The organism is Streptosporangium sp. H16 (genome assembly GCF_051918855.1).
In the GTDB taxonomy this organism is placed as follows: Bacteria; Actinomycetota; Actinomycetes; order Streptosporangiales; family Streptosporangiaceae; genus Streptosporangium.
The window spans coordinates 1-22,310 of record NZ_JBPXMD010000056.1 but is presented as its reverse complement, the minus strand read 5'-3'; the positions used below and the strand labels follow the sequence as shown (position 1 = coordinate 22,310).

General features: G+C 73.0%; 20 protein-coding genes and 3 tRNA genes. 10 read left to right on the top strand and 13 right to left on the bottom strand.

What is annotated here, in order from left to right; genetic code table 11:
• Positions 1-6 precede the first annotated feature (6 nt).
• The 3 genes from ACTOQ2_RS41460 to ACTOQ2_RS41450 are packed head-to-tail and all read right to left on the bottom strand — an operon-like array spanning position 7 to position 2,082.
• Entirely contained in the window at positions 7-195 is a 189-nt protein-coding gene (locus ACTOQ2_RS41460; protein WP_440088010.1) for an aroma-sacti cluster domain-containing protein, read from the bottom strand.
• A complete protein-coding gene (locus ACTOQ2_RS41455) occupies positions 185-1,411 on the bottom strand; it encodes a radical SAM protein (protein ID WP_440107140.1) in 1,227 nt (408 codons plus the stop codon). The genes ACTOQ2_RS41460 and ACTOQ2_RS41455 overlap by 11 nt, the downstream gene beginning before the upstream one ends.
• Positions 1,411-2,082, bottom strand: coding sequence for an iron-containing redox enzyme family protein (locus ACTOQ2_RS41450; RefSeq protein ID WP_440107126.1), 672 nt, complete (start codon positions 2,080-2,082; stop codon positions 1,411-1,413). The genes ACTOQ2_RS41455 and ACTOQ2_RS41450 overlap by 1 nt, the downstream gene beginning before the upstream one ends.
• Positions 2,083-2,274: 192 nt before the next feature.
• Between ACTOQ2_RS41450 and ACTOQ2_RS41445 the strand changes: the two genes are divergently transcribed.
• The 3 genes from ACTOQ2_RS41445 (at position 2,275) to ACTOQ2_RS41435 (ending at position 7,083) form a co-directional block, all read left to right on the top strand.
• Complete coding sequence (locus ACTOQ2_RS41445; RefSeq protein ID WP_440107124.1) at positions 2,275-3,228, top strand: ABC transporter ATP-binding protein; 954 nt, start codon at positions 2,275-2,277, stop codon at positions 3,226-3,228.
• A 106-nt stretch (positions 3,229-3,334) separates the two neighbouring features.
• Positions 3,335-4,192, top strand: a complete 858-nt coding sequence (locus ACTOQ2_RS41440; RefSeq protein WP_440107121.1) for an ABC transporter permease — start codon at positions 3,335-3,337, stop codon at positions 4,190-4,192.
• 2 nt (positions 4,193-4,194) lie between these two features.
• A complete protein-coding gene (locus tag ACTOQ2_RS41435; protein WP_440107120.1) occupies positions 4,195-7,083 on the top strand; it encodes a helix-turn-helix transcriptional regulator in 2,889 nt (962 codons plus the stop codon).
• Here ACTOQ2_RS41435 and ACTOQ2_RS41430 read toward each other — a convergent pair.
• The 7 genes from ACTOQ2_RS41430 to ACTOQ2_RS41400 are packed head-to-tail and all read right to left on the bottom strand — an operon-like array spanning position 6,994 to position 14,504.
• Positions 6,994-8,823 carry a B12-binding domain-containing radical SAM protein gene (locus ACTOQ2_RS41430; RefSeq protein ID WP_440107118.1) on the bottom strand — a complete coding sequence of 610 codons (1,830 nt, stop codon included), beginning with the start codon at positions 8,821-8,823 and terminating at the stop codon, positions 6,994-6,996. The two genes, ACTOQ2_RS41435 and ACTOQ2_RS41430, sit on opposite strands and share 90 nt — an antisense overlap.
• Positions 8,820-10,109 (bottom strand): polysaccharide pyruvyl transferase family protein, encoded by a 1,290-nt coding sequence (locus tag ACTOQ2_RS41425; protein ID WP_440107116.1) that lies wholly within the window; start codon positions 10,107-10,109, stop codon positions 8,820-8,822. Before ACTOQ2_RS41425 ends, ACTOQ2_RS41430 begins: the two co-directional genes overlap by 4 nt.
• Before the next feature lie 5 nt (positions 10,110-10,114).
• Positions 10,115-11,026, bottom strand: a complete 912-nt coding sequence (locus ACTOQ2_RS41420; RefSeq protein WP_440071973.1) for a radical SAM protein — start codon at positions 11,024-11,026, stop codon at positions 10,115-10,117.
• A gap of 7 nt (positions 11,027-11,033) precedes the next feature.
• Positions 11,034-12,284 (bottom strand): DUF6365 family protein, encoded by a 1,251-nt coding sequence (locus tag ACTOQ2_RS41415; protein WP_440107114.1) that lies wholly within the window; start codon positions 12,282-12,284, stop codon positions 11,034-11,036.
• Positions 12,281-13,096 carry a sugar phosphate nucleotidyltransferase gene (locus ACTOQ2_RS41410; RefSeq protein WP_440107112.1) on the bottom strand — a complete coding sequence of 272 codons (816 nt, stop codon included), beginning with the start codon at positions 13,094-13,096 and terminating at the stop codon, positions 12,281-12,283. The genes ACTOQ2_RS41415 and ACTOQ2_RS41410 overlap by 4 nt, the downstream gene beginning before the upstream one ends.
• A complete protein-coding gene (locus ACTOQ2_RS41405; protein ID WP_440107110.1) occupies positions 13,093-14,244 on the bottom strand; it encodes a radical SAM protein in 1,152 nt (383 codons plus the stop codon). Before ACTOQ2_RS41405 ends, ACTOQ2_RS41410 begins: the two co-directional genes overlap by 4 nt.
• Positions 14,245-14,279: 35 nt before the next feature.
• Complete coding sequence (locus ACTOQ2_RS41400) at positions 14,280-14,504, bottom strand: hypothetical protein (protein WP_440107108.1); 225 nt, start codon at positions 14,502-14,504, stop codon at positions 14,280-14,282.
• 303 nt (positions 14,505-14,807) lie between these two features.
• Between ACTOQ2_RS41400 and ACTOQ2_RS41395 the strand changes: the two genes are divergently transcribed.
• Positions 14,808-15,899 (top strand): radical SAM protein, encoded by a 1,092-nt coding sequence (locus ACTOQ2_RS41395; RefSeq protein ID WP_440107106.1) that lies wholly within the window; start codon positions 14,808-14,810, stop codon positions 15,897-15,899.
• Here the strand turns inward: ACTOQ2_RS41395 and ACTOQ2_RS41390 are convergent.
• Positions 15,876-16,199 carry an alpha/beta hydrolase gene (locus ACTOQ2_RS41390; protein WP_440107104.1) on the bottom strand — a complete coding sequence of 108 codons (324 nt, stop codon included), beginning with the start codon at positions 16,197-16,199 and terminating at the stop codon, positions 15,876-15,878. The two genes, ACTOQ2_RS41395 and ACTOQ2_RS41390, sit on opposite strands and share 24 nt — an antisense overlap.
• 429 nt (positions 16,200-16,628) lie before the next feature.
• Between ACTOQ2_RS41390 and ACTOQ2_RS41385 the strand changes: the two genes are divergently transcribed.
• The 3 genes from ACTOQ2_RS41385 to ACTOQ2_RS41375 all read left to right on the top strand — a co-directional run bounded on the left by ACTOQ2_RS41385 (position 16,629) and on the right by ACTOQ2_RS41375 (position 17,095).
• Positions 16,629-16,700 (top strand) — tRNA-Gly (locus ACTOQ2_RS41385).
• Between the two features lie 120 nt (positions 16,701-16,820).
• Positions 16,821-16,893, top strand: a tRNA-Pro gene (locus tag ACTOQ2_RS41380).
• A 129-nt stretch (positions 16,894-17,022) separates the two neighbouring features.
• Positions 17,023-17,095, top strand: a tRNA-Leu gene (locus tag ACTOQ2_RS41375).
• A gap of 64 nt (positions 17,096-17,159) precedes the next feature.
• Here ACTOQ2_RS41375 and ACTOQ2_RS41370 read toward each other — a convergent pair.
• Complete coding sequence (locus ACTOQ2_RS41370) at positions 17,160-17,663, bottom strand: NUDIX hydrolase (RefSeq protein WP_440107102.1); 504 nt, start codon at positions 17,661-17,663, stop codon at positions 17,160-17,162.
• Positions 17,664-17,848: 185 nt separating this feature from the next.
• On the opposite strand from ACTOQ2_RS41370, the gene ACTOQ2_RS41365 reads away from it, so the two are divergent.
• Positions 17,849-19,012, top strand: coding sequence for an isopenicillin N synthase family dioxygenase (locus ACTOQ2_RS41365; RefSeq protein ID WP_440107100.1), 1,164 nt, complete (start codon positions 17,849-17,851; stop codon positions 19,010-19,012).
• 40 nt (positions 19,013-19,052) lie between these two features.
• Here ACTOQ2_RS41365 and ACTOQ2_RS41360 read toward each other — a convergent pair whose 3' ends face one another.
• Positions 19,053-20,336, bottom strand: a complete 1,284-nt coding sequence (locus ACTOQ2_RS41360; RefSeq protein WP_440107098.1) for an ROK family protein — start codon at positions 20,334-20,336, stop codon at positions 19,053-19,055.
• Positions 20,337-20,578: 242 nt separating this feature from the next.
• On the opposite strand from ACTOQ2_RS41360, the gene ACTOQ2_RS41355 reads away from it, so the two are divergent.
• Together ACTOQ2_RS41355 and ACTOQ2_RS41350 are read left to right on the top strand one after the other, a co-directional pair.
• A complete protein-coding gene (locus ACTOQ2_RS41355) occupies positions 20,579-21,892 on the top strand; it encodes an ROK family protein (protein ID WP_440107095.1) in 1,314 nt (437 codons plus the stop codon).
• Between the two features lie 233 nt (positions 21,893-22,125).
• On the top strand, positions 22,126-22,310 hold a 185-nt coding region (locus tag ACTOQ2_RS41350; RefSeq protein ID WP_440071986.1), incomplete at its 3' end, for an ATP-binding cassette domain-containing protein.

Sequence of the window (22,310 nt, the reverse complement as noted above, 5' to 3'; positions counted from 1 at the left end):
CTCCGATCAGAACAGGAGTCCGCCGACGATGTGGGCCTCGACCTCGGGGGCGCTGTCCCTCAGCCGCTCATGGATGGAGGCCAGGAGAGCGACCTCGGCCTCGCTCAGCGCGAGGACGACCTCGCGCTGCTCCGGGCTGACCAGGGTGAGGTCGATCCCCGCGCGGGCCAGTTCGTGAACAGGGTCAAAAGTCATGGTCCCTCTCAGGGTGGCCGAGTGACACGAGGTGGTCGTAGGGAGGGCATCCGTACCGCCTGGCGAATCCCGTACCGCCGCCGGCCAGCTGCAGGTCGCGGACCTGCCGCTCCATGAAGGCGGCGGCGGGCGTCGGGGCGGGGGGTGGCACGTCCAGCGTCCGGCAGGTCTCGCAGTACCCCCGCTCCGGCGGGGCGCCGGCCAGCCACAGCGGACCGTACGTTCTCAGGGCGCGCAGCACGCCGGACTCCAGGCAGCGCCGCCTGACCGTGTCCCAGTCGTCGGTGCCGGCATGTCCCAGGCGCAGGTGACCGGGGACGGGACGGTGGTCGACGACGTCCTGGTTGCAGCACGCGGTGATCGTCCCGTCGAACCCGACGGCCGGCCAGGCGGCCATCGCGCACGGCAGCGCGCTCCCGGCGGTTCCGGTTCCGGCGGGCGGGCCGGCTTCTGAGGCCGTCACCGCTCCGGCGGTTCCGGCGGGCGCTGGGGGCGCTGGGGGCGCTGGGGGCGCGGGGGGCGCTGTGCGCGAGGCGGTCCCGGCCGGTGCGCCGGGCGCGGCCTCGCTCCCCGCCGCCGCGGGGAGCGAGGGCAGCGAGGGTATGGCGAGCGCGGCGGTGCGGGCCCGGCCGACGGCTCCCACCCGGCCCACCAGCATCGGCACCCGGTCGCCGAACTCCCGCCGGATCGCCGCGGTGACGTCGCGCAGGTAGGGGTCACCCGGCCCGGTCCCCGTGACGTGGAAGCTGAGGTCCTTGCCCCGCGCCAGCAGCGCCCGCATGACCGCGAAGACGCTCTCCCGGGGCACCTCCTCCTCGTGGAAGGCGTCCAGGCTGGCGGAGAAGTGGTCGGCCGCGTCGATCGCCGCGTCGATCGCGGGAGGGATCCGGGCCACCCCGCCGGCGGCGGGGGGCACCCGGGGGGCGAAGAACATGCCCGACAGGATCATCGTGCGGGCACCGCCGCGGGCGGCGGTCTCGGCCAGCGAACGGGCCAGGCGGGGCCGGAGCAGCGGCTCGCCCCCGGTGAGCATGACCAGCCGCGGCCCGTCCCCCGGCGCGAACGTCCCGGCGAAGCGCTGGAAGATCTCCCCGGGGTGTTCCTCGGAGGCGGGCAGCGAGCCGGTCGAGCAGTGGCGGCAGCGCAGCGGGCACCGCCGCGTGATCGCCATGAGGACCGCGGCGGCGGGGACGGGGCGCAGCGCCAGGATGTCCATCAGGTGCACGAGAACACCCCGGCGGGTTCGCCGGCCAGCTCGCGCAGCAGCTCGGCCGCCGCGCGCACGGTGTGCAGGGCGCTGGTCCCGACGGCGTCCTGCCGCTCCCGCACCGCCGGCAGGCCGTCGAGCATCCGGTCGAGGTCGTCACGGTGCCCGGGGTCCAGCGACGCGTGCCGCCACAGCGTGCGGAACGCCGCCCGCGGGTGTCCCGTGCTGCGCTCGATGTGTTCGAGCAGGGCGGGGGAGGGAGCCTCGCCCTCGAGTACCGCGATGTACCCGAGCAGGGCGACGGGGTGGTGGTGCAGCACCCAGTAGTACTGGGCCCCGACGAGTCCGGCCACCGACGGGGGCGGCGTGCCGCGCGGCGCGTCCCCCGCCGAGGGGTCGATCAGCGCCAGGTCCTCCAGCAGCCAGTCGTCGTGGCCGGCCTCCTCCTCCGCGTGCCGGTCCAGATATTCGGCCAGCTCCGTCTCGCCCAGCTCCGCGGACCTGGCCGCCGCGACCCGCAACAGCGGCACCGACGCCCTGATGACCATGTGCATCGCGCACAGGTAGTCGCGGTAGCGCCGTCGCGGGTCGGGAGCCCGCCACAGCGAGCTCCCCGCGCTCCGGAGCGCGGGGCCGGTCAGGTCGATCTTCGCCCGCAAGGTGATGCTGGGGGGTGTCATCGGGCTCCCGTCGTCTGAACGAAGTGTCGGCTCGGCCGGTTGGATAACGGTTGGGACCCGGTATGGAAATGCCTGATAACCGCTCTGGGCAGGGGCGCCGCGACGTCTCAAACCGGATTCCAACCGTCATCAAGGCGCGCCTTAACCGGGCGCTCCCACACTGGGCGCCACGTGCCGAAGAGGGAGCCCGACATGGCGGACGTCGCGGTCGAGACCAGCGAACTGCGCAAGACCTACGTGAGCTCGTCCAGGGTGACCGAGGCGGTGGCCGGGCTCACCCTGCGGGTGCGAAGGGGCGAGCTGTTCGGCCTCCTCGGGCCCAACGGGGCGGGGAAGTCGACGACGATCGGGATGCTCACCACCAGGATCGCCCCGAGCGGCGGCGTGGCCAGGGTGGCGGGCGCGGACGTGGTGCGCGACCCCATCGCGGTCAAGCGCTGCATCGGGGTCGTGGCCCAGTACAACAACCTCGACCGGCAGCTCACCGCGGGCGAGAACCTGGAGTTCCGCGGCCGCTACGCCGGGCTGCCCGCGCGAGAGGCCAGGCGGCGGGCGGCCGAACTGCTGGAACGGTTCGGCCTGGGCTCCCGCGCCGGGGCCAAGGTCACCGAGATGTCGGGCGGCCAGGCGCAGCGCATCATGATCGCGCGGGCGCTGATGCACCGGCCGGACATCCTCTTCCTCGACGAGCCCACCTCGGGCCTGGACCCCCAGACCCGGGTGAACCTCTGGGACATCCTGCGTGAGATCCGCGACGGGGGCCAGACGGTCGTCCTGTCGACCCACTACATGGAGGAGGCCGAGGAGCTCTGCGACAGGGTCGCGATCGTCGACCACGGGACGGTCCTGGCCTGCGGGACGCTCGCCGAGCTCAAGGCGTCCACCAGCCTGCGGACCGTGCTGACCCTGACCTACGACGGCGACCCGGAGAAGATCGTCGAGCAGGCCGGGCAGCTGGCGGGCGTCGCGGACGCCGAGGTCGCCGACAACCGGCTGCGCGTCTTCACCCCGGCCCCGGAGAGCGTCCTGGCCCTCCTGGTGAGCATGGGCCAGGACGCGGGGCTGGCACTGGCCGACGTCCGGGTCGTCCGGCCCAGCCTCGAAACCGTGTTCCTCGCCCTGACCGGGCGGGAGTACCGGGATTGACCGCCTCCTCGCGGACGACCTTCCGAACCACCCGAACTACGCGGCCACCGCGCCGCGGTTCCGCCCCGGAGCCAAGGCCCGGGGTCTCCACGCTCAAGGAGATTCGATGACGGCATCGACCATCGCACCCCCGGCCGCGCCCCCGGCGGTGTCACGCCACTACGCGCGCACCTTCGGCGCGCTGCTCGCCCGCGACCTGCGGGTGCTGCGGCGGGACCTGCGCTCCTTCATGGCCCGGACCGTGGTCCAGCCCGTCCTGTTCATCTTCGTCTTCGCCGTGGTCCTGCCGCGGATCGGGTACGGGGCGGGCCAGGGACTCTCCGCGGACGGGCGCGCGGAGACGTTCACCACGATCCTGGTCCCCGGCCTGGTCGCCTCGGGCATCGTGCTCCAGGGCATCTTCGCCGTGACGACCCCGCTGGTCATGGAGCTCTCGTACACCAAGGAGATCGACGACAGGGCGCTGGCCCCGATCCCCGTCTGGGTCGTCGGCGTCGAGAAGATCGTCGCGGGCGCGATCCAGGGAGTGATCGCGGCGGTGGTCGTCTTCCTCGCGGTGCTGTTCGTGCACGCGCCGGGCGAGGCACCGAACATCGACTTCGGGCGCTGGCCGCTGCTGGTCGCGGTCCTGGTGCTGTCGTCCCTCCTGACGGCCTGCATCGGCCTGCTCATCGGCACGCTGCTCCCGCCCCAGCAGCTCAGCACCCTGTTCGCGATCTTCATCGTCCCGCTCATGATGCTCGGCTGCGTGTACTACCCCTGGGCGGCGCTGGAGGCGATCCCGTGGCTGCAGACGGCCGTCCTGGCGAACCCGCTCGTCTACGTGAGCGAGGGGCTGCGCGGCGCGCTGAGTCCCGCCGTCCCGCACATGCCCGAGGCGGTCGCGCTGGCCGTCCTCGCCGCGGGAACGCTCACCACGGGCGCGCTGTCGCTGCGGTCGTTCTCCCGGCGTCTGGTGGCCTAGCGGTGGGCGGCGATCTGCCCAGGGACTGGTCCGGCGACCCCGTCGGCCGCGACACCGAACTCGCCGGCCTGCGCGGCCTGCTCGGTTCGGCGCGGCTGGTCACGCTCACCGGCGCTCCGGGGGTCGGCAAGACCCGGCTGGCACACGCGTACACCCGCGTCTGGGCCGACGCCTATCCGGGCGGCGTCTGGTTCCGCGACCTGGCCGCCGGTTTCGACGGCCCCGTGGCCACCGCCGCCACCGTCCCAGGTCCTCCCGGCCCCGGCCTCGCGGGCGGTCCCGGGGGCGCAGGCCTCGCAGGTCTCGGCGTCGTCCCCGGTGAGGGGCCCTCGCTGCTCGTGCTCGACACCTGCGAGCGCGTCGCCGACCAGTGCGCCGTGATCGTCCCGGAGCTGCTCGGCACCCACCCGGGGCTCGGCGTGCTGGCCACCAGCAGGGAGCCGCTGGGCGTCCCCGGCGAGGTGACCTGCCGCCTCGCCCCGCTGGACGCGGTGCTGTCCGCCCGCCTGTTCGCCGAGCGCGCCGCCGCGCAGGGGCGGCCCGCCACCCCGGAGACCGCGGACGCGGTGCGGGAGATCTGCCGCCGCCTCGACGGCCTGCCGCTCGCCGTCGAGCTGGCCGCGGCGCGATCCATCATGCTGTCGCCGGCGCAGATCGCCGAGCGGCTCGACGACCCGCTCCGGCTGCTGGCCGGGGGGAACCGCACCGCCCATCCCAGGCACAGGTCGCTGGAGGCGGCGATCGGCTGGAGCCACGAGATGCTGCCCGGCGGCGAGCGGCTGCTGCTGCGCAGGCTCGCGGTGTTCGAGGACGGGTTCGTCATCGACGACGTGGAGGGGGTCTGCGCGGGCGCGGGCATCGGACCGGACGCCGTCGTCGATCTCCTGGCCATGCTCGTGTCCAGGTCCCTCGTCGAGTGCGACACCAGCGGCGCCGTGACCCGCTACCGGCTGCTGCGGGTCGTGCGCGCCTACGCCCGGCAGGAACTGCGTGCCGGAGACGAGACCGAGACCGTGCGGGCGCGCCATGCCGAGTACTACGCGGCACTGGCCGAGCGGGCGGCGGAGGCGCTCGCCACGGGCGCCGCCGCGCCGCACCTGGAACGCGTCGAGGCCGCCTACGCCAACATGCGGGCGGTGCTGCGCTGGTGCACCTCCGGAGGACCGACGACGGTCGGGGCGCGGATGGCGAGCGCGCTGGAGACGTACTGGATCCTGCGGGGCCGCCCGCGCGAGGGGCGCGGCTGGATCGCCTCGCTGGTCTCCGCGGGCGGCGTGGTCCGCGCGGAGGTGCTGGCCGCCGCGGAGCTGAGCGGCGCGGTGCTCTCCTGCGCCCTGGGCGAGTACGCCGACGCCACGGACGCCTGCCGCCGGGCGCTGGCCATGTTCCGCGAGCTGGGGGACGAGGCCGGGCAGACGCGGGCGCTGGCGGTGCTGGCGGGCCTGCGGACGATGGGCGAGCCCGCGTCGGCAGGCCGTACCCTCACCGAGCTCGCCGCCCGGGGCACGGCCCCGATGGGCCACGCGTGGAGCGGCGTGCCCCTCTTCCTGCTCGGCCGCGCCCTTCTCGCCTCCGGCGACCTCGCCGGGGCCCGCGCGGCCCTGGAGCGGTGCGTCGCCGTCGGCCGCAGGCGCGGCTCGGAGCTGAACCTGGAGATGGGCCTGCTCGCCCTCGCGCAGGTGGCCGTCTACCAGGGCGCGTACGCGGAGGCCGAGAGCGCGCTCGGCCAGAGCCTGGCCGCCGCCGACCGGGTGGGCGACGTCTGGGGGAGGGCCGCGGTGCTCAGGGGGCTGGGGGAGGTGGCCGCCTGCCGCGGCCACTACGGACCGGCCAGGGAGCGGCTCGCCGAGGCGGTCCGCATCGCCCGCTCCGCGGACTCCCCGCCGCTGCTCGGGGACTGCCTCGACACGCTCGGCAGGACGCTGCTCGACGTCGGCGAGTACGAGGCGGCGCGGGAGGTGTTCTCGGAGGTCGTCGAGGTGGGCGAGCGGACCGCCGCCCGGCTGGCGGCCATGGGTCTGGCCGGGCTGGGCGCCGCGATCCTGGGCTCCGGCGGCGCGTCCGCCGCCTCCGCGGCCCTCACCTTCGCCGAGGAGGCCATGGCGCGCGCCCGGGAGACCGACGACCGTCCGCTCGCCTGGCGGTGCCTGTTCACCCTCGGCAGCGTCACCCGGCGCGACGATCCGTCCCGTGCCGCCTCCGCGCACCACTCGGCGCTGCGGGCCGGAGCCGCCATGGGGCTGCGCGCCCAGACGGCCGACTCGCTGGAGGCCATGGCCGGCCTCGCGGCCGGGCACCGCCGCCACGAGCACGCCGCCAGGCTGTTCGGCGCGGCCCAGTCGCTGCGCGACCGGCTGGGGCTGTCGCGGCCCCCGGCGGTGGCGCCGCAGCACGAGGCGGACCTGGCCGGGGTGCGGGCCGCGCTGGGCGCCGGCGGGTTCGCCGCCCTGTGGGAGGAGGGCGCCGGGCTGGACGTCGGCCAGGCCGTCACCTACGCGGGGCGGGGCCGGGGGCCACGGGGGCAGGGGGTCGGCTGGGCGGCCCTGACCAGGGCGGAACGCCAGGTGGCCCTGCTGGCGTCCGGCGGGCTGACCAACCGCGAGATCGGCGCGAAGCTGTTCGTGTCGCCCCGCACGGTGCAGGCCCAGCTGTCCAGCGTGTTCGCCAAGCTGGGCCTGTCCTCGCGCAGGGATCTGGCCCGCGAGTACGACTCGCGGGCCAGATCCCTGCGCGGACGGGACCCCGGCCGGGATTTCGGCCAGGATCTCGGACAGCACCTCGGCCGTGACCTCGGCCAGGACTCAGCCCTCCCCGCGCAGCGCGACGACCCCGGTGGCGTGCAGGATCCTGAAGGCGGAGTCACATACCTCACGGGTCAGCTCGGTGGCTGAGCCCGCCCGTGTCTTGTCCCGCCACTCGCCGACCGTGATCCCCGGGGCCGCCGCCTCGAAGGCCGCCAGCAGCGGCCCGCCCAGCGGGTAGGCCACGGCGCCGCCCCGGGGGAACAGGTAGCCCTGGCGCTCGCGGGCCAGCGCGTCGAAGGTCAGCGTGAAGTCGCGCAGCAGCAGGTGGACGGGATGGTCCGCCCAGTGGACGGCGTCCCGCGTGACGCCCTCGACGAGCGCGTCGTCGGTGAGCCCCGGCGGGGCCTGCGCGGTCGTCGCCCGCTGGGCACGGACCGCGGCGTCCCAGGCGAGCCCGTCGAGCAGCAGGCGCCGCGCCTCGGGCGGCAGGTCCGCCTCCTCGACGCGCGGTACCGGGTCGGCCCCCGACCCCATGTCGAGGCGCTCGGCCCAGGCCGCGACGTCGCAGTCCGGGACCGCGATGAGGCAGCGCAGCAGCGCGGGCGCGGCGTCCTGCAGCGCCTCGACCCGCCCGGCGAAGACCATCGCCCGCTGGTAGTCCTCGGTGCCGAAACCGCGCGACCGGACGACGAGCGGCGGCTGGAAGTCGAAGAACTCGATCCCGTACTGCTCCGCGTACTCGAAGAAGTCGGTGCCGGGGAAGGCCATCAGCGGTGCGAAGTGCACTTTCTCCACGCCGCTCTCGTAGGCGAACCGCACGCTGTCGCGAACCTTCTCCGCGTTGTCGCCCGGCATGCCGATGATGATGTCCGCGGCCAGGGCGTGGTTGTGGTGGCGGCGGATGAGGGAGGCTGCCTGGGCGAACCGTCCCCGGTCGAACCTGCGGGCCGCCAGCTGCAGGGTGCCGGCGTCGGACGACTGGATGCCCAGGGTGATCACGCGGCACCCGGCGCGGTTCATCGCCCGCACGTAGTCGAGGTCGACGTGCTTGACGTCCGGGTAGACGTCCACCACCGTTCCCCGGTTGTGCTCGGCGACGATCTCGAAGATCTCCATGGCCCGGTGCCGCGAGATGCCCAGGTGCGCGTCGCACATCCGCAGGTAGGGGATGCCCCCGTCCAGCAGGTAGGCCAGCTCGCGCTCGATACGCTCCATGGGGAACGCGCGGAGCTTGGGAGCGCTGTAGAGGCAGAATTTGCACTTCTGCCGGCACCCCCGGCCCGTCTCGTACGCCAGGACCGCGTCGGGCCTGCGCCGCAGGATCGGTTCCAGGGGGAGCCTGTCGGCGGTGAAGACCAGCGGCAGCGCGCCCAGGTCGACGTCGGGCGGGTCGTCGTTGTGCACGGGCTCGCCGCCGTCGCGCCGGGTGACGCCCGCCACCGTACCCAGGTCGCCGTCCCGCGCCAGGGTCTCCAGCAGCTGCGGGTACGCCTCCTCGGCCTCGCCGCGCAGCACCAGGTCCATCCACGGGTACTCGCGCAGCAGATGGGCGGCCATCCGCCGGGAGTTGGCCTGGGCGCCGCCCCACACGATGCGGCAGTCCGGCAGGTGCCGCTTGACGATGCGCCCCATCCGGGTGAACTCGTCGTGGTTCCACACGAACGCGGAGAAGGAGATCACGTCCGGCCGGTAGTCGAACAGCCGCGCCATGAACGCGTTGTAGTGCCCCAGGTAGTCCTCGGCCAGGCTGCCCACGTCCTCGTGGAACCAGACCCGGTGCTCGACCTCCGAGGGGGAGACCCGGTCGGCCACGGCCGCCCGGATCAGCTCGACCCCCAGCGAGAACCCGTCGTCGTTGGAGTAGACGAGTACGGCCTTCAGGGTCATGACGATCTCCCCAGTGTCACTGCGGGCCGGGCGGAGCGCAGCCCCTCGGCGAGCCGGTCGAAGGCGGCCGTCGCCCGCGCGTTCGTCTCCCGGTAGGCGACCGCCTCGATCGGGTCGTCGTCCAGCGCGCGCTCCACGATCCCGAGGAGGTCCTCGGCGGGGTGCGTGCCGTGGTGCGTCCAGTAGCGGTGCGCCATGCCCAGCCCGGCGGTGAGCTCGTACAGCTTGCTCGTGCCGTTGCGGCGGCTCCAGAAGGGGTCGACCGCCACGAACGGGGTCGCGCCGCGCAGCGCGAGGATCGCGCTGTGGTAGCGGGAGACGAGGACGAGGTCGCAGCGGGCGAAGGCCTCGGTGAGCTCGCCGGCCCCGGTGGACGCGGCGGACACGCCGCCGCCGGAGACGCCGGGGAGGCGGAGCTCGCGGACCCGGGCGCGCGGCACCGCCCGGGCGAACCTGGCACCGGCCTCCTCGTCGCCGTAGATGTTGGGCACCGTGATGAACTCGATGTCGGCGAAGGCGGCCAGCTCGATCAGGGTGAGGCCCAGCTCCGTCACGAATCCCAGCGCCGCGGCGCGCTCCCCGGGTCCCGACGCCTCGGCCATGACCTGCTCCGGCGGCACGCACAATGCCGGGTCGGCCGCGCCGCGCGCGGCGAGGTCGCGGCCGACGAGGTGGGTGACCAGCTGCGAGGTCACCCCCGGGGCGCCGACGGCGACGCCGATCAGCGGCCGGCGGCGCCGCCCGGACCCGGCGGCCCGGACGGCCCGGGGCGGCAGCGGCTCCAGCGCGAAGGCCGGGTCGGGGACGACCGCCGTGCCCGGCACGCCGGTCGCGTCGTCCATCCGCCGGGCGGCCGTCTCGCTCCGCACGGTCAGGTGGTCGATCCGCTCCCTGACCGCCCCCAGGTAGCCGCGCCAGTCGTCACGCGCGGGCGCCGGGGTGTCGTCCTGCAGGCCCACGCCGTGCCAGGCGACCCACACGCCCGGATCGAACGCCTCCGGGTCCGGTCCCAGGCAGAACACCTGCATGATCGGGTGCCGGAACGGCGGGCCGCTCCACAGGCCGCCCGCCATCACGACGGCGTCGAACGAACCCGTGCCGGGCCAGCGCCCGTCCCGGTCCACCCGGAGCGGCGCGGGGCCGCCCCCGGTGCTCCACGGGCAGAAGTGCCGGAAGGTGGCGTCCGGCAGGCGGCGTGACAGCTGGGCCTCGGTCACCGCCGCCAGCAGCCGGTCGCCGACGTTGGGCAGGCTGCCGCCCGCCCAGATCGCGATCCGCAGGGACATCCCGGTCACCCGCCGATGGGGGACGGCCGGCGCAGGCCGAACTCTTCCCAGCCGCGGCGCTCGGCGTACTCGTTGTAGACGCCGCCGCACTGCGCCCGCAGCGGGCAGCCGTCGCAGGGCGGCCCGTACGAGCGCATCTCGTCGTCCATGAACGCGTCGTAGTCGTCCACGACGCTGCCCTGGTACATCATCCGGATCGAGCGCGTCCCATCCTCGATGGCCAGCTCCTCGTGCGGCGCGACCACGCACAGCGGGAAGCCCTCCAGCGTCAGCCGCGCCGGCGACGCGAGCATCATCTCGATCACCGGCAGCAGGTGCGTCCGGGTCTCGGCGACCGTGGGCGCCTGCATGTCCAGGGCGAAGAAGCCGCTGCCCACCGGGTGCAGGTTGGAGATGTTGACGTGGTCGACCCCCAGGTCGACGCAGAGCCGGCAGATGTCCATCAGCCGGCCCATGTTGAGCCGGGTGATGACGGTGTTGGTCCGCACCGCGACGCCCGACCGCTTGGCGTTGCGGATGCCCTCGATCGTCTCGTCGAACCCGCCCGGCGTCTGCGTCAGGCAGTCCTGGACGACCGAGGTGGAGCCGTGCAGCGAGACCACGAACAACTCGACCCCGTTGTCGGCGAGGCGCTGGGTGAATTCCGGGTCCTTCAGACGCCGCGCGTTGGTCTGGATCTCCACGCGCGGGTACTCCAGCAGCCTGATCGTGCGCAGCAGGTCGAACAGGCGGGGGTGGATCGTGGGCTCCCCGCCGTGCAGGTTCACCGACGCGTAGTCCTGGCCGGAGTTCTCGACGAGGAAGCGGATCAGGTCCTCGTACTCCACGCTGTCGGACTTCGCCAGTGGCGACCCCACGACGCAGAAGCCGCACTTCTCGTTGCACAGGTCGGTCACGTGCATGCTCAGCTGTTTCATGTCCACCTCACACCAGGCCCAGGCGGCTCGCCGCCGAGGCGAAGACCTCGGGGGTGCCGGGATGATCGGTCAGCTTCTCCAGGTACGCGGCCCGCTCGCGCGCCAGATCGTCCTGGACCCCGCGGTCGTACAGCACCCCGTGCAGCGCCGACAGCACGGCGGGCTCGTCGAGCAGCTCGGCGTGGGCGAACGTCGACAGGTAGGGGTTGTTCGCCAGGATGGGGTCGAGGAAGCCGTGGAACCCCAGCGGCCACATCCGGAACGGATACATGGGCAGGGTCCGCGACAGCCACGACCGCACGTCCTCCGACAGGCCGCCCAGCTCCGCCTCCACCCGGTCGATGTCCTGCTTCTCGGGTACGTCGAATTTGTTGGTCAGCACCAGCCCGGGGATGTCGGACAGCACCGCCCTGGCCAGGGTGGTGGCGGGCAGGTTGAGCGTCAGGACCAGGTCGACCGAGCCCAGCAGCACGTTGAACCGGTGCGGAGAGCACGCAGGGATGACGTGCGCGCGGTCGGCCAGCCCGGCCAGCACCGGCGGCACGCTGCCCACGAACACGAAGCGGGCACTGGGCGGCAGCTGCCGCAGGTAGTGCACCATCAGCTCGGGGACCTGGTCGGCCATCCGGTCGCCGTTCTCGTCGGCGTACTTGTCCTGCTGCCACCCGGCCACCGCGAGCAGCACCATCCGGTCCTCCTGCGCCATGCCGAACGTCTCGCGCAGGTGGTGGCGGGTGCGGCGGCTGACCCGCTCGTTGCCCTCCCACAGCCGGAACGGGTACGCGCCCGGCTCGGGTTCGAGGTGGCAGATCGGGGCCGGGCGCAGGTGGGCGGGCATGTCCATGATCTTCCGGCTGACGCCCATCGACTTGCCGTGGAAGACGTCCACCGCGAAGTCGGTGCCGGCCCACTCCCAGATGTCGATCGGCATGATCGGCAGGCCGTACCGCTCGATGAACCACGGGTCGACGCCGTAGCGCTTGGGGAACACGCCGCAGTAGGTGAAGTAGTCGGACAGGATGATCGCGTCCGGGCGGAACTCGCGGACCGTCTCGTCCACCAGCAGCGTCGCGAACGCGCGCATCGAGTTGTCGAGCACCAGGTACGGGAACCCGCTGCCGCGCAGCAGCCTCTCCGACATGGGCTCGACGATGAAGAAGCACTCGATCCCGGCCGGCTTGAGCTGGCGGGCCAGCGACATGCCGATGAGCGTCTCGCCGTACCCGGCGCTGCTCATCGCGAAGAACAGGAGTCTCACGGGCTCACCGCCAGAAGTGAGGGGCCCTCCAGGGACCTGCGGACGCCGAACGGCGTGCCGACGTCCTGGAACGTGCCGCCGGGGAACTCGGCCGCCCGGACCCGCAGGCCGCCCCGGACCGCCAGGTCGAAGTAGTGACCGAGCACCGGCTCACCCGCCGGACCGTCCGCGGCGCCGTTCACCGGGCCGTTCGGGACGCCCCGGCCGAGGTCCCTGAGCAGCTCCTCGTGCAGGAGCCTCGCGAAGGCGTCCCCCCAGATCGCCGCGCCCCAGGTGTTCATGACGGGCGGGTCGGCGGGCTTGTCGAAGACCCGGTGCACGCGGTCCCCGCGCACGACCACCGGGCCCAGCCGGTGCGCGTCGGGCGTGGGGAAGACCGCGAGCGCGAGGTCCGCGCCCGTCCGCTCGTAGACGCCGCGCAACCGCGACAGCGCGTCGGACGGAGTGAAGATCGTGTCGGGCATGACGAACACGACGTCGCGTCCCCTGGTCCACCCGTGGGCCAGGTCGAGCGCGCAGGCCAGGCCGCGCGCCTCCTCCTGGAAGAGGTAGGCGACGTCGACGCCGAGGTGGCGCCCGTCCCCGATGTAGGAGACCACCTCCAGCTTCCAGGGGGCCACCACCAGGATCGCGCTGGCGACCCCCGCCCCCGCCAGCGACTCCAGCGCGTACTCCGCGACGGGACGCAGCCGGGCGCCGCCCTCGGCGGGCTCGTACACGATGGGCAGCAGTTCCTTGGGGTAGCGGAGCGGGGCCATCCGGGTGCCCCGGCCGGCGGCGGGTACGAGTCCGACGAGGTTCGTGCTCGTCACGTGCCACTCCTTACTGGTTGGGGAGCGTCGATCAGCGGCAGGGGGACGCCGACCACGGAACCGGGGGCACCGGGCACGGGCAGGGCGGTACCGGGCAGGGGGAGACCGGGCAGGCCGGGGCCCGCCGGGGCGCCGGGCGCGGGCCGCCGCGGTTCCGGCGCCCGCTCGCCGAACCGGACCAGCCGGACGGCGTCGATCAGCTGGCGCTGGAACGGGTCGGCGGCGATCTCGCGCAGCCTGGCCCGCCCGTCGAGCGAGCGGAGCAGCTTGTAGCAGAGGTCGCAGCCGTTGGTGAAGTTCGTCCCCTTGAACAGCTTGCGCACCGCGGGGGAGGACGCGACCATCCGTGCCACGCCCTGCGGCCCGTACACGCGCAGGAACTGGTACTCGTAGTTGTGGTCGGCGTCGTCGAGGATCTCCTGGAACGACTTCTCGTGCAGGTTGCCCATGAAGTAGGCCAGGTCCGACAGCGTGACGTAGGCTCCGGCCTTGCCGATGTGGCAGGCCGACAGGTCGCCGTTCGGGTTGATCAGCGGGGTCTCCAGATAGCAGGAGGCCGAGAAGTTCTCCGGGTCGGGGGGGACGCCCACCTGGTGGGCCGTCTTGATGAACGGCGTGGGGATCACCCGGTCCACGTGCACTCGCACCCGATCCTCGAAACGCCGGTACAGGCTCCGGATCTGCTCCTCCTCGTGGTCCTCCGCGATGGTGATGCACAGGCTGATCTCCGGGATCCCCCGGGCGATCGCCCCTTCGATCACGTTGACCACGTGCTGGGTGGGCACGCGTTCCTGGTGGTAGACGTCGGTGCTGAGGAACAGCCGGGTCAGGCCGGGCAACTGCCCGAGGATCTTGTCCACCGCGGCGGGTGAGCGTCCCCAGAAGCTGCTGGTGAACACCGAGATCCTCGGCCCGCCGGGGTGGCCGGCGGCGGCCCCGACCCCGGACTTGAGCATCCGGAACCGTTGGAAGGGCTCGCCGCCGGTGAAGATGATCTCCGGGATGCCGCTGTCGCACGCCTGTGCCACCCAGCGCCCGATGTCGTCGGCGGTCGGCTGGCGGTCCCGCGTGGAGCCGGTGAAACCGCAGTGCCGGCAGCCTACGGTGCAGATCTCGGTGACGCTGACCAGTATCGAGTTGAAGTGCACGACACCCCCTGGAGAGCTAGTAGTGGCCGCGCGGTTTAGTAGTAGCCACCGCCGCCGGGCTCCTTGACGGGAACGGTGTGCGCCTGGACGGCGGGCTGGAGCAGGCCGGCGCCGGCCAGTTCCTTGATCTGGTCGATCTGGTCGGTGCCGAGGCTGTACTCGGTGGCGACCGACTCGGGGTTGCTGAGCAGCTGCTCGGCGAACGCGGGGTCGGATGCGGCGCGCTGCACGAGATCGCGGATGCCTGGAGACTCGCTCATTGGTCCCTCCCATGGGACGGGGTTTCGTGGGCCGTTCGGGCTTCCCACGTGATCAAGTTACGAATCCGGCGCTCCGCGAACCACCGCCTGGCAGGCGTATTCCGGGCCGGACGGGAGACGGAGGGACCGGTGCCGGACGGCTGATCGCCACGGCCCACGCGGACAGGGCGGCGTGGGCCGTGGCCTACGCGTACGGCCGGCCGGCCTAGATTCCCGCGGGAACGGCGTAAGCGGCCGCGCGGGGTGGCCCGTCCGTGCCGCAGGGCGACCGCCGCGCGGCGCGGGCGGCGTACCGTCGGGGGCATGCTCAGGCTCGGCGAGCTCGACGCCCTGCGGCGGCGACGCGGGAGGTCGGCGCTGCTCCTCATCACCGACCGCTGCCCTGTCGGCTGCGCCCACTGCTCGGTCGGCTCCCGTCCCGACAGCCCGCGCATCACCGACCACGCCCTCTTCGAGGAGATGGTCGAGGGGCTCTGCGCGGACGAGGACCTGCGGGTCGTCGGCGTCTCCGGCGGGGAGCCGTTCGTGGAGCGGCGCGGGCTCACCTACGCCGCCCGGAGGATCCACGAGTCGGGCAAGGCGCTCGTCCCCTACACCAGTGGTCACTGGGGGGCAGGGGGAGATCCCCCCGGATGGATCCGGTCCGTCCTGGGCATGTCGGCCTGCGTCGTCCTGGGCGTCGACGCTCACCACACGAGCCCGCGCGCCGCCGTGGCCGCCGCGGCCCGAGCCGTCGCGGACGCGGGCACGTGGCTCGTGGCCCAGGTGCTGGACGACCCCGCCCAGATCGAGGACGCGCGTGATCTCCTCGCGGGCGCGCTGGGGGCCGGATGGCCCGATCACGCCGAGATCCACCCGGTCGCGCCCCTGCCGTACGGCCGCGCCCGGGGCCTGTTCCCCGCTCCCCGCCGCGTGACCGGCGAGCGGCTCGGCCGGTGCGCGATCGCGCACACCCCGACGGTCCGCTACGACGGGCGGATCTCGGCCTGCTGCGACGAGAACGTCATCATGGGGGCCGGGCCCCCGGACCTGCATCGCCTGGCCGGCGACCGCGAGGGCGTGCGCCGGGCGCTCGCCGACCTCGCCGCCGACCCGTTCCTCGCGGTGCTGGGCTCCTTGGGCACCGGGGCCCTGACCGCGCTGCCTCGCTATCGCGACCTCGCCCGCCGGGAGTTCTCCGGCATCTGCGGGATCTGCCGGCACATGCTGAGGCGCGCCGGCGGCGAGCGCGACCCGCTCCTTCGCGCGCTGGCGCTGATCCCGCCGCCCGGCTCCCCGGCGGCCTCGCCGTCAGGCCCTCCGGAGGTCGCGCCGGCGGGGTCCCCAGCGGCCGGGGAGACGCGGGCCTCGCCGCCGCGGGCGGGCGGGCCGTCAGCCGAACAGGGCCCTGCGTAGCGCGACCACCCGCTCGGCGGCGGCCCGGCGGCTGATCTCCGCCTCGGGGATCATCGCGTCGAAGCCGTGGAAGGCCCCCGGGTGGAGGTGGAACTCGGTGGAGACGCCCGCCCGCACCAGCCGCAGGGCGTAGTCGAAGCACTCGTCCCTGAAGACCTCCAGCTCGCCGACGTCGATGTACGCCGGGGGCAGGCCCGACAGGTCGGACGCCCTGGCCGGGGCCGTGTACGGGGAGACGTCGTCGCCGCCCGCCAACCGGCGGGCGGCGGGTCCGCGGGCGAGGACCGGTGAATTCCACATCGGTCGCGAGAAACGCCGTCGACGGAAAAGGCGGATAAAACCATTGGCGCCGGAGGCCGCCTTTGCCCTTCAATGGAGAAAGGCCGGAGCACCCGCTCCGCAATCTGGAGAGGAACGACGGTGAATTACGGCGCATCACCGGTGTGGCAGGGAGGGCTTGAGGCGTTCCCGCTGCTCGGCGGCAGTGCTCTGGATCCCGGACGGCCAGGTGGATGACCCTCGCGAGGGAAACCGCCGAGCCGCCCGAGACACCACTCCGGGCGGCTTCTTCATTTCCTTCACCAGATGACACCGCTTTGACCATCGCGGGCGGGACCTTGTCTCCCGCTTTCGACAAATCCACAGTGCAGCACGTTGAACACGAATTCGTTCACGCACTCTCCCTGGAGGGCGCGAAAAGGATTCACCCCGGGTGATTCCCGGAGACACGCCGCAGAGGCCGAATCGGTAAGGCAGCCGGCTTCCACCCGGCAGGACGGGGTTCGAACCCCCGCTGCGGCTCTGCCCTCGCGGGAGCGGGGCATGGGACTGGGACTCGGCGACGGGAGTGGCGACCCCCGCCCGGTCGGCAGGACCACGGCGCGTCCGGTACGGCCCACGCCAGCCGGCCCGGACGCGTGACGGGGCGTAGCTCAGCAGGAAGAGCATCCGGCCAGGGACCGGAAGGCCGCAGGTTCGAGCCCTGCCGTTCCGACGACACGAACGATGCGGGAAACGGGCGACACGAGCACGAGCAGCACAGCGAGACGAGCGAGAGGAGCAGTACGAGCAGTACGAGCAGTACGAGGACATCGTGACACCGGCGTGCCGCGAGGCACGCCCGGCCGCTCTGGCCCAACGGCAGAGGCACCAGGTTCAGGACCTGGGTGATCAGGGTTCGAATCCCTGGGGCGGCACGTGACACGGCGATGGGCGGGTGCCCGAGCACTCGGGCACCCGCCCATCGCCGTCGGCTCGGCCTTACTCGTCGTGGTGCCAGGGGAGCAGGATGGGCTCGGCGGGGAGGTCTCCGGCCAGAAAACCGGCCAGCAGGGTCCCCAGGCCGAGGGGAAAGACCGCTTCGCGGGTGGTCAGCAGGTCGTGCCGGGTCCACCAGCGGTGCGCCGAGATCACCGAGCGCTCCAGCTCCTCCTGTCCCGAGACGTCGACGGTGTGTTCGCCGACGCGCAGGAAGAAGAACGAGTCGACCGCGGCGACCCGGGTGTCGCCGAACCAGGTGAGGCCGGAGGAGCGGGCCACGACGGACCCCATGTGTTCTTCCGTGACCTTCAGTCCCGTCTCCTCGCGCAGTTCGCGGACCGCCGCGGCGACCAGCGTCTCACCGTCGTCCACTCCTCCGCCCGGCGTGATCCAGTAGTGCTCGACGGGCCACTGGGCGGGTGCGGGATATCGGAACAGCAGGAGGCGCTCGTCGGCGTCGACCAGCAGGATCCGGGCACTGGAACGTGAGATGGGGGCGGTCACGTCCCCGATCGTAGAAGGGATCGCCCCGCCCCGCTCAGCCCTGCCCCCGCCCCCCGCCTCGCGGCTCGGCTCCTCGCGCGCTCGTTCTCGGCGAGAGCTCGGCTCCCCGCGCGCCCGTCCTCAGGGAGAGAGCCGGCGCGAGGTGTCCGCGGCCAGCTGGAGCACGACCGGTGCGAGGTCGGGCCGTGCATGCAGCATGCCTGGACGGCTACCGCACCGTTAGTTTCGGCCTGCTCACCCTGGGCGGCGACGGCTTCGCCCTCACTCTCGCCGGCGGCGGCCACCCCTCGCCGACGCCACCGACCTCGATCTTGCCGCCGCTGACGACGCCGCAGCCTCGTGGCGACGGATCGATGGGTGATGATGAGCAGGTGGAGCGGCTACCGGTGATCGATGTCAGCGCCCTGGTGCGGGGCGGGTCCCAGGCGGAACGTGAGCGGGTCGCCCGCGAGATCGAGCGGGCCTGCCGCGACACCGGGTTCTTCTACGTCTCCGGCCACGGGGTGCCGCCCTCGCTGCTCGACCGCCTCGACACCGCCGCCCGCCGCTTCTTCTCGCTGCCCCCCGAGGTGAAGGCGGAGATCTCCATGGAACGGGGAGGCCGTGCCTGGCGAGGGTTCTTCCCGGTGGGCGGCGAGCTCACCTCCGGCCGTCCCGACCTGAAGGAGGGCGTCTACTTCGGGACCGAGCTGCCCGAGGACGACCCTCGCGCCCGGCTGCCGCTGCACGGCCGCAACCTGTTCCCCGCCCGGGTGCCCGAGCTGGGCGAGGCGGTCCTCGAATACCTCGACCGGCTCACCGACCTCGGGCAGTCGGTCATGCGTGGCGTCGCGCTCAGCCTCGGGCTCGCGGAGGACTACTTCGCCACCGGCTACACCGCCGACCCCACCGTCCTGTTCCGGATCTTTCACTATCCCCCGGCTCCGCCCGCCTCCGACGGGTGGGGGGTGGGGGAGCACACCGACTACGGCCTGCTCACCCTGCTGGCCCAGGACCACAACGGGGGACTCCAGGTGCACGCCGGCCGCGGCTGGATCGAGGCTCCGCCGATCCCCGGCACCTTCGTGTGCAACATCGGCGACATGCTCCACAGGCTCACCGGCGGCTTCTACCGCTCGACTCCGCACCGGGTGCGCAACGTCAGCGGGAACGAGCGGCTGTCGTTCCCGTTCTTCTTCGACCCCGCCTGGGACGCGGAGGTGCCGCCGCTGCCTTCGCGGGAGGCCGCCGGCGGCGGCCGTGCCCGCTGGGACGGCCAGGACCTGCGCGCCTTCACCGGAACCTACGGTGAGTATCTGCTGGCCAAGGTCTCCAAGGTCTTCCCGCGGCTGCGGGAGGACGTGCTCTGACCTCGCGCGAGGGGGACCGCTCCGAGGGGGACCGCGAGCCTCAGGCTCCGGAGGGCTGCGACGCGGGCCTCATGATCGCGGTGGGGTCGTTGACGATCTGGTTGATCACCACGTTCGCGGCACCCCGGGAGGCCGCGCCGAAGCCGTGGTCGGAGGCGACGAAACGGCAGCGGGCCGCGGGGCCCGCGACGACCAGGCGCTCCAGCTCGGCCTGCGCGAAGGGGAGCATCCAGCCGGCCAGGGTGGCGAAGTAACCGCCCACGACGATCACGCGCGGGTTGAAGAGGTTGACCAGGATCGAGCCGCCGAGCCCGAGCCAGCGGCCGACCTCCGCGACCGCGACCAGCGTCTGCTTGTCGCCGGCGGCGAGGTCGCGGGCGATCTCGGCCACCCGCTCCTCGGGATCGGGCACCGGGCCGGAGCCGAGGCCGTACGCCCGCTCGGGGGTCGCCATGCGCACCAGCACGGCCAGGCCGACCTTCGTCTCCCAGCAGCCGAAGCGCCCGCAGCCGCAGCGCCCGCCGCTCGGGTCGACCGGCAGGTGCCCGACCTCGCCGGAGAATCCGTCCGCCCCGCGCAGCAGCCCGCCGTCCACGATGATGCCGCCGCCCACGCCGACCTCGCCGGTGAGGTAGACCATGTCGGCCGTACCGGCCGCCACCCCGGAGGTGTACTCGGCGAGGGCGGCCAGGTTCGCGTCGTTGTCGACCGTCACCGGCACGCGCAGCGAGCCGAGGGCGGAGGACAGCCGGGCGGCCAGCGGCACGTCGTGCCAGTCGAGGTTGGGGGCGAAGGCCACCACCCCGTGGTCGACGTCGACCAGGCCGGGGACCGCCACCCCGATGCCCGCAGGGGCGGCCCCGGCACGCGTCATCTCCTCGACGGCGTCGCGGGCCGTGAGGCCGAGCTCGCGGAGCGAGCGGCTGGGGCCGCTGCCGGCCGCGTCGAAGCCCAGGCGGCGGTCGACCAGGACGTTGCCTCCGAGGTCGACGCCGTGCACGGCGATGTAGTCGACGTTGAGCTCCAGCCCGAGGGCGCCGATGTGCGCGCCGTGCAGCGCCACCGCCCGCCGGGGACGGCCGACCGTGCCCGCGTGGTCGACGCCCACCTCCTGGACCAGCCGCCGGTCGAGGAGCTCGACCATCAGGTTGGAGACGGTGGCCCGGTGCAGGCCGGTGGCCTCCGCGATGTCGGAGCGGGAGGTGGACCCGTGCTCGCGCAGGTGGCGCAGGACCAGGGAGAGGTTCGTCCGGCGGAGCGAGGCGTGACCCGCGGCCTGGGGCGCGCCGCCCCCCGTGCGGGCCTGGTGCTGCTCCTGGATCACGCGGTCACCTGGCTTTTATTTGTCTCGGATAGAAATTAATTGGATTTGTAACACAGAGATGTCCCGTCGCGCACCACTGGCCCGGTAACGACTCGATATCTGTCGTTCGTGTGACGTAATCGGGCAAACGGGCGATCGTGTTACAAAAACGTTACGTAGATCGAAACGTTTCGGACCTTGCGCCCCTGTCCGAACTGAGCCTTTAATTCGGCCAGTCATGCAAATTAATTGAGGGGAGTGACGTGCACCGTAGCTGGACCGGCAGTCGCAACGGCGGTTCGACGAGCTCGAACAGGTCGGCCGGCACCCCCGCCGACCAGGCCACGGTGCGCCGGTCCAACCTGTCCCTGGTGCTGCGTCACGTCAGCGAGTACGGTCCGCGCTCCAGGTCGGTCGTCGCCATGGAGACCGGCCTGAACAAGACCACGGTCACCAGCCTCGTCGGCGAGCTGCAGGCCCGCGGCCTCCTCAAGGAGATCGGGCCGCAGCACGCGGGCGCCGTCGGCCGCCCCGGGCTCGCCCTCGCCCTGGACGGCGCCGGTGTCGGGGCCCTCGGTCTCGAGGTCAACGTCGACTACATCGCCGCCTTCGCCACCGACCTGGGTGGCCGGGTGCTGATCGACCGGCGGGTGAGCTTCGACGCCATGGGCCGCGACTCCGAGCGCTCCCTGACGGAGCTGGCCCGGGTGATAGGGGAGGCGATGGCCGAGCTCGACCTCCTGGAGGTCAGGATCGCCGGGATCACCGTGGCCGTCCCCGGTCTCGTCGACACCGCCACCGGCACCGTGGACGTCGCCCCCAACCTCGGCTGGTACGGCGTCCCTGTGGCGGAGTGGCTGGTCCGCGCCGGAGTGCCCCCGAATGTGCCGATCAGCGTGGACAACGACGCCAACCTGGCGGCCCTCGCCGAGTACACCTCCGGGGTGGCGGCCGGTACGGCCGATCTCGTCTACCTCACCGGCGAGGTGGGCATCGGCGGCGGCGTGATCTCGGGCGGGCGTCTGCTGAGCGGTGCCGACGGCTTCGCCGGCGAGGTGGGCCACGTCATGGTCGACCCCTCCGGCGAGCGCTGCGGCTGCGGCCGGATCGGCTGCTGGGAGACGAAGGTCGGCCTGGCGGCGCTGGTCCGGATGGCCACCCCCGACCACGCCTACGGCATGCACGACGGGGTGATGCGCGACCCGGAGGAGCGGCTGGCCGAGATCGAGCTGCGCTGGGCCGCCGGCGATCCCCGGGTCGACCTGGCCATCGGAGAGGTGGGCCGCTGGCTCGGGCGGGGCTCGGCCACGCTGGTCAACCTCTTCAACCCGCGCGTCATCGTCATCGGCGGCTACTTCGCCAAGCTCGCCGACCGGCTCATCCCGGTCGCGCAGGCGGAGCTGAAGCGGCTGGGCGTGGAGGGATCCGTCGCCCGTTGCGAGTTCGTCGCCTCCGATCTCGGCTTCGGCGCGGCCTCGCGCGGCGCCGCCGGGATCGTCACGGAGAGGGTGCTCTCCAACCCCACCGCCATCGATGTCCGCCTGGCGACACCGGCACCCGAGAAGGAGCGCGAATGAGACGCCATACCTCGTGAGAACCCGGTATCGCCCCCCAAGCATCCCGTCCGTCCGACCGGAAAACCGGATTCGTGACGCCGTCGTTCACGCCGACCTCGGCGGCGCCACGCTGGTGCTGTCCGGCCCGGCCGGACGGGCGGGATCCCTTTTAGCTAACTAAGTCCCTTTTGTCATAGAAGTTCGCGGCGAAATCCCCATCGAGATTCTGTCGTGAAGATCCACGGAGGCCCCCCATGCCGGAGCCGTCAACCGACTCGGCACCCCTCCTCGTGATGCGAGGAATCGTCAAGCAGTTCCCCGGAGTGCGCGCCCTCGACGGCGTCGACCTGGAGGTCCGCGCGGGAGAGGTGCACTGCCTGCTCGGCCAGAACGGTGCCGGGAAGTCCACGCTGATCAAGACCCTGGCGGGCGCTCACCA

Coding starts and splice junctions, on each gene's coding strand:
- ACTOQ2_RS41430 (WP_440107118.1), bottom strand. CDS start 8,823: ATGACCCTGAAGGCCGTACTCGTCTACTCCAACGACGACGGGTTCTCG.
- ACTOQ2_RS41425 (WP_440107116.1), bottom strand. CDS start 10,109: ATGTCCCTGCGGATCGCGATCTGGGCGGGCGGCAGCCTGCCCAACGTC.
- ACTOQ2_RS41395 (WP_440107106.1), top strand. CDS start 14,808: ATGCTCAGGCTCGGCGAGCTCGACGCCCTGCGGCGGCGACGCGGGAGG.
- ACTOQ2_RS41390 (WP_440107104.1), bottom strand. CDS start 16,199: ATGTGGAATTCACCGGTCCTCGCCCGCGGACCCGCCGCCCGCCGGTTG.
- ACTOQ2_RS41440 (WP_440107121.1), top strand. CDS start 3,335: ATGACGGCATCGACCATCGCACCCCCGGCCGCGCCCCCGGCGGTGTCA.
- ACTOQ2_RS41420 (WP_440071973.1), bottom strand. CDS start 11,026: ATGAAACAGCTGAGCATGCACGTGACCGACCTGTGCAACGAGAAGTGC.
- ACTOQ2_RS41445 (WP_440107124.1), top strand. CDS start 2,275: ATGGCGGACGTCGCGGTCGAGACCAGCGAACTGCGCAAGACCTACGTG.
- ACTOQ2_RS41450 (WP_440107126.1), bottom strand. CDS start 2,082: ATGACACCCCCCAGCATCACCTTGCGGGCGAAGATCGACCTGACCGGC.
- ACTOQ2_RS41455 (WP_440107140.1), bottom strand. CDS start 1,411: ATGGACATCCTGGCGCTGCGCCCCGTCCCCGCCGCCGCGGTCCTCATG.
- ACTOQ2_RS41400 (WP_440107108.1), bottom strand. CDS start 14,504: ATGAGCGAGTCTCCAGGCATCCGCGATCTCGTGCAGCGCGCCGCATCC.
- ACTOQ2_RS41460 (WP_440088010.1), bottom strand. CDS start 195: ATGACTTTTGACCCTGTTCACGAACTGGCCCGCGCGGGGATCGACCTC.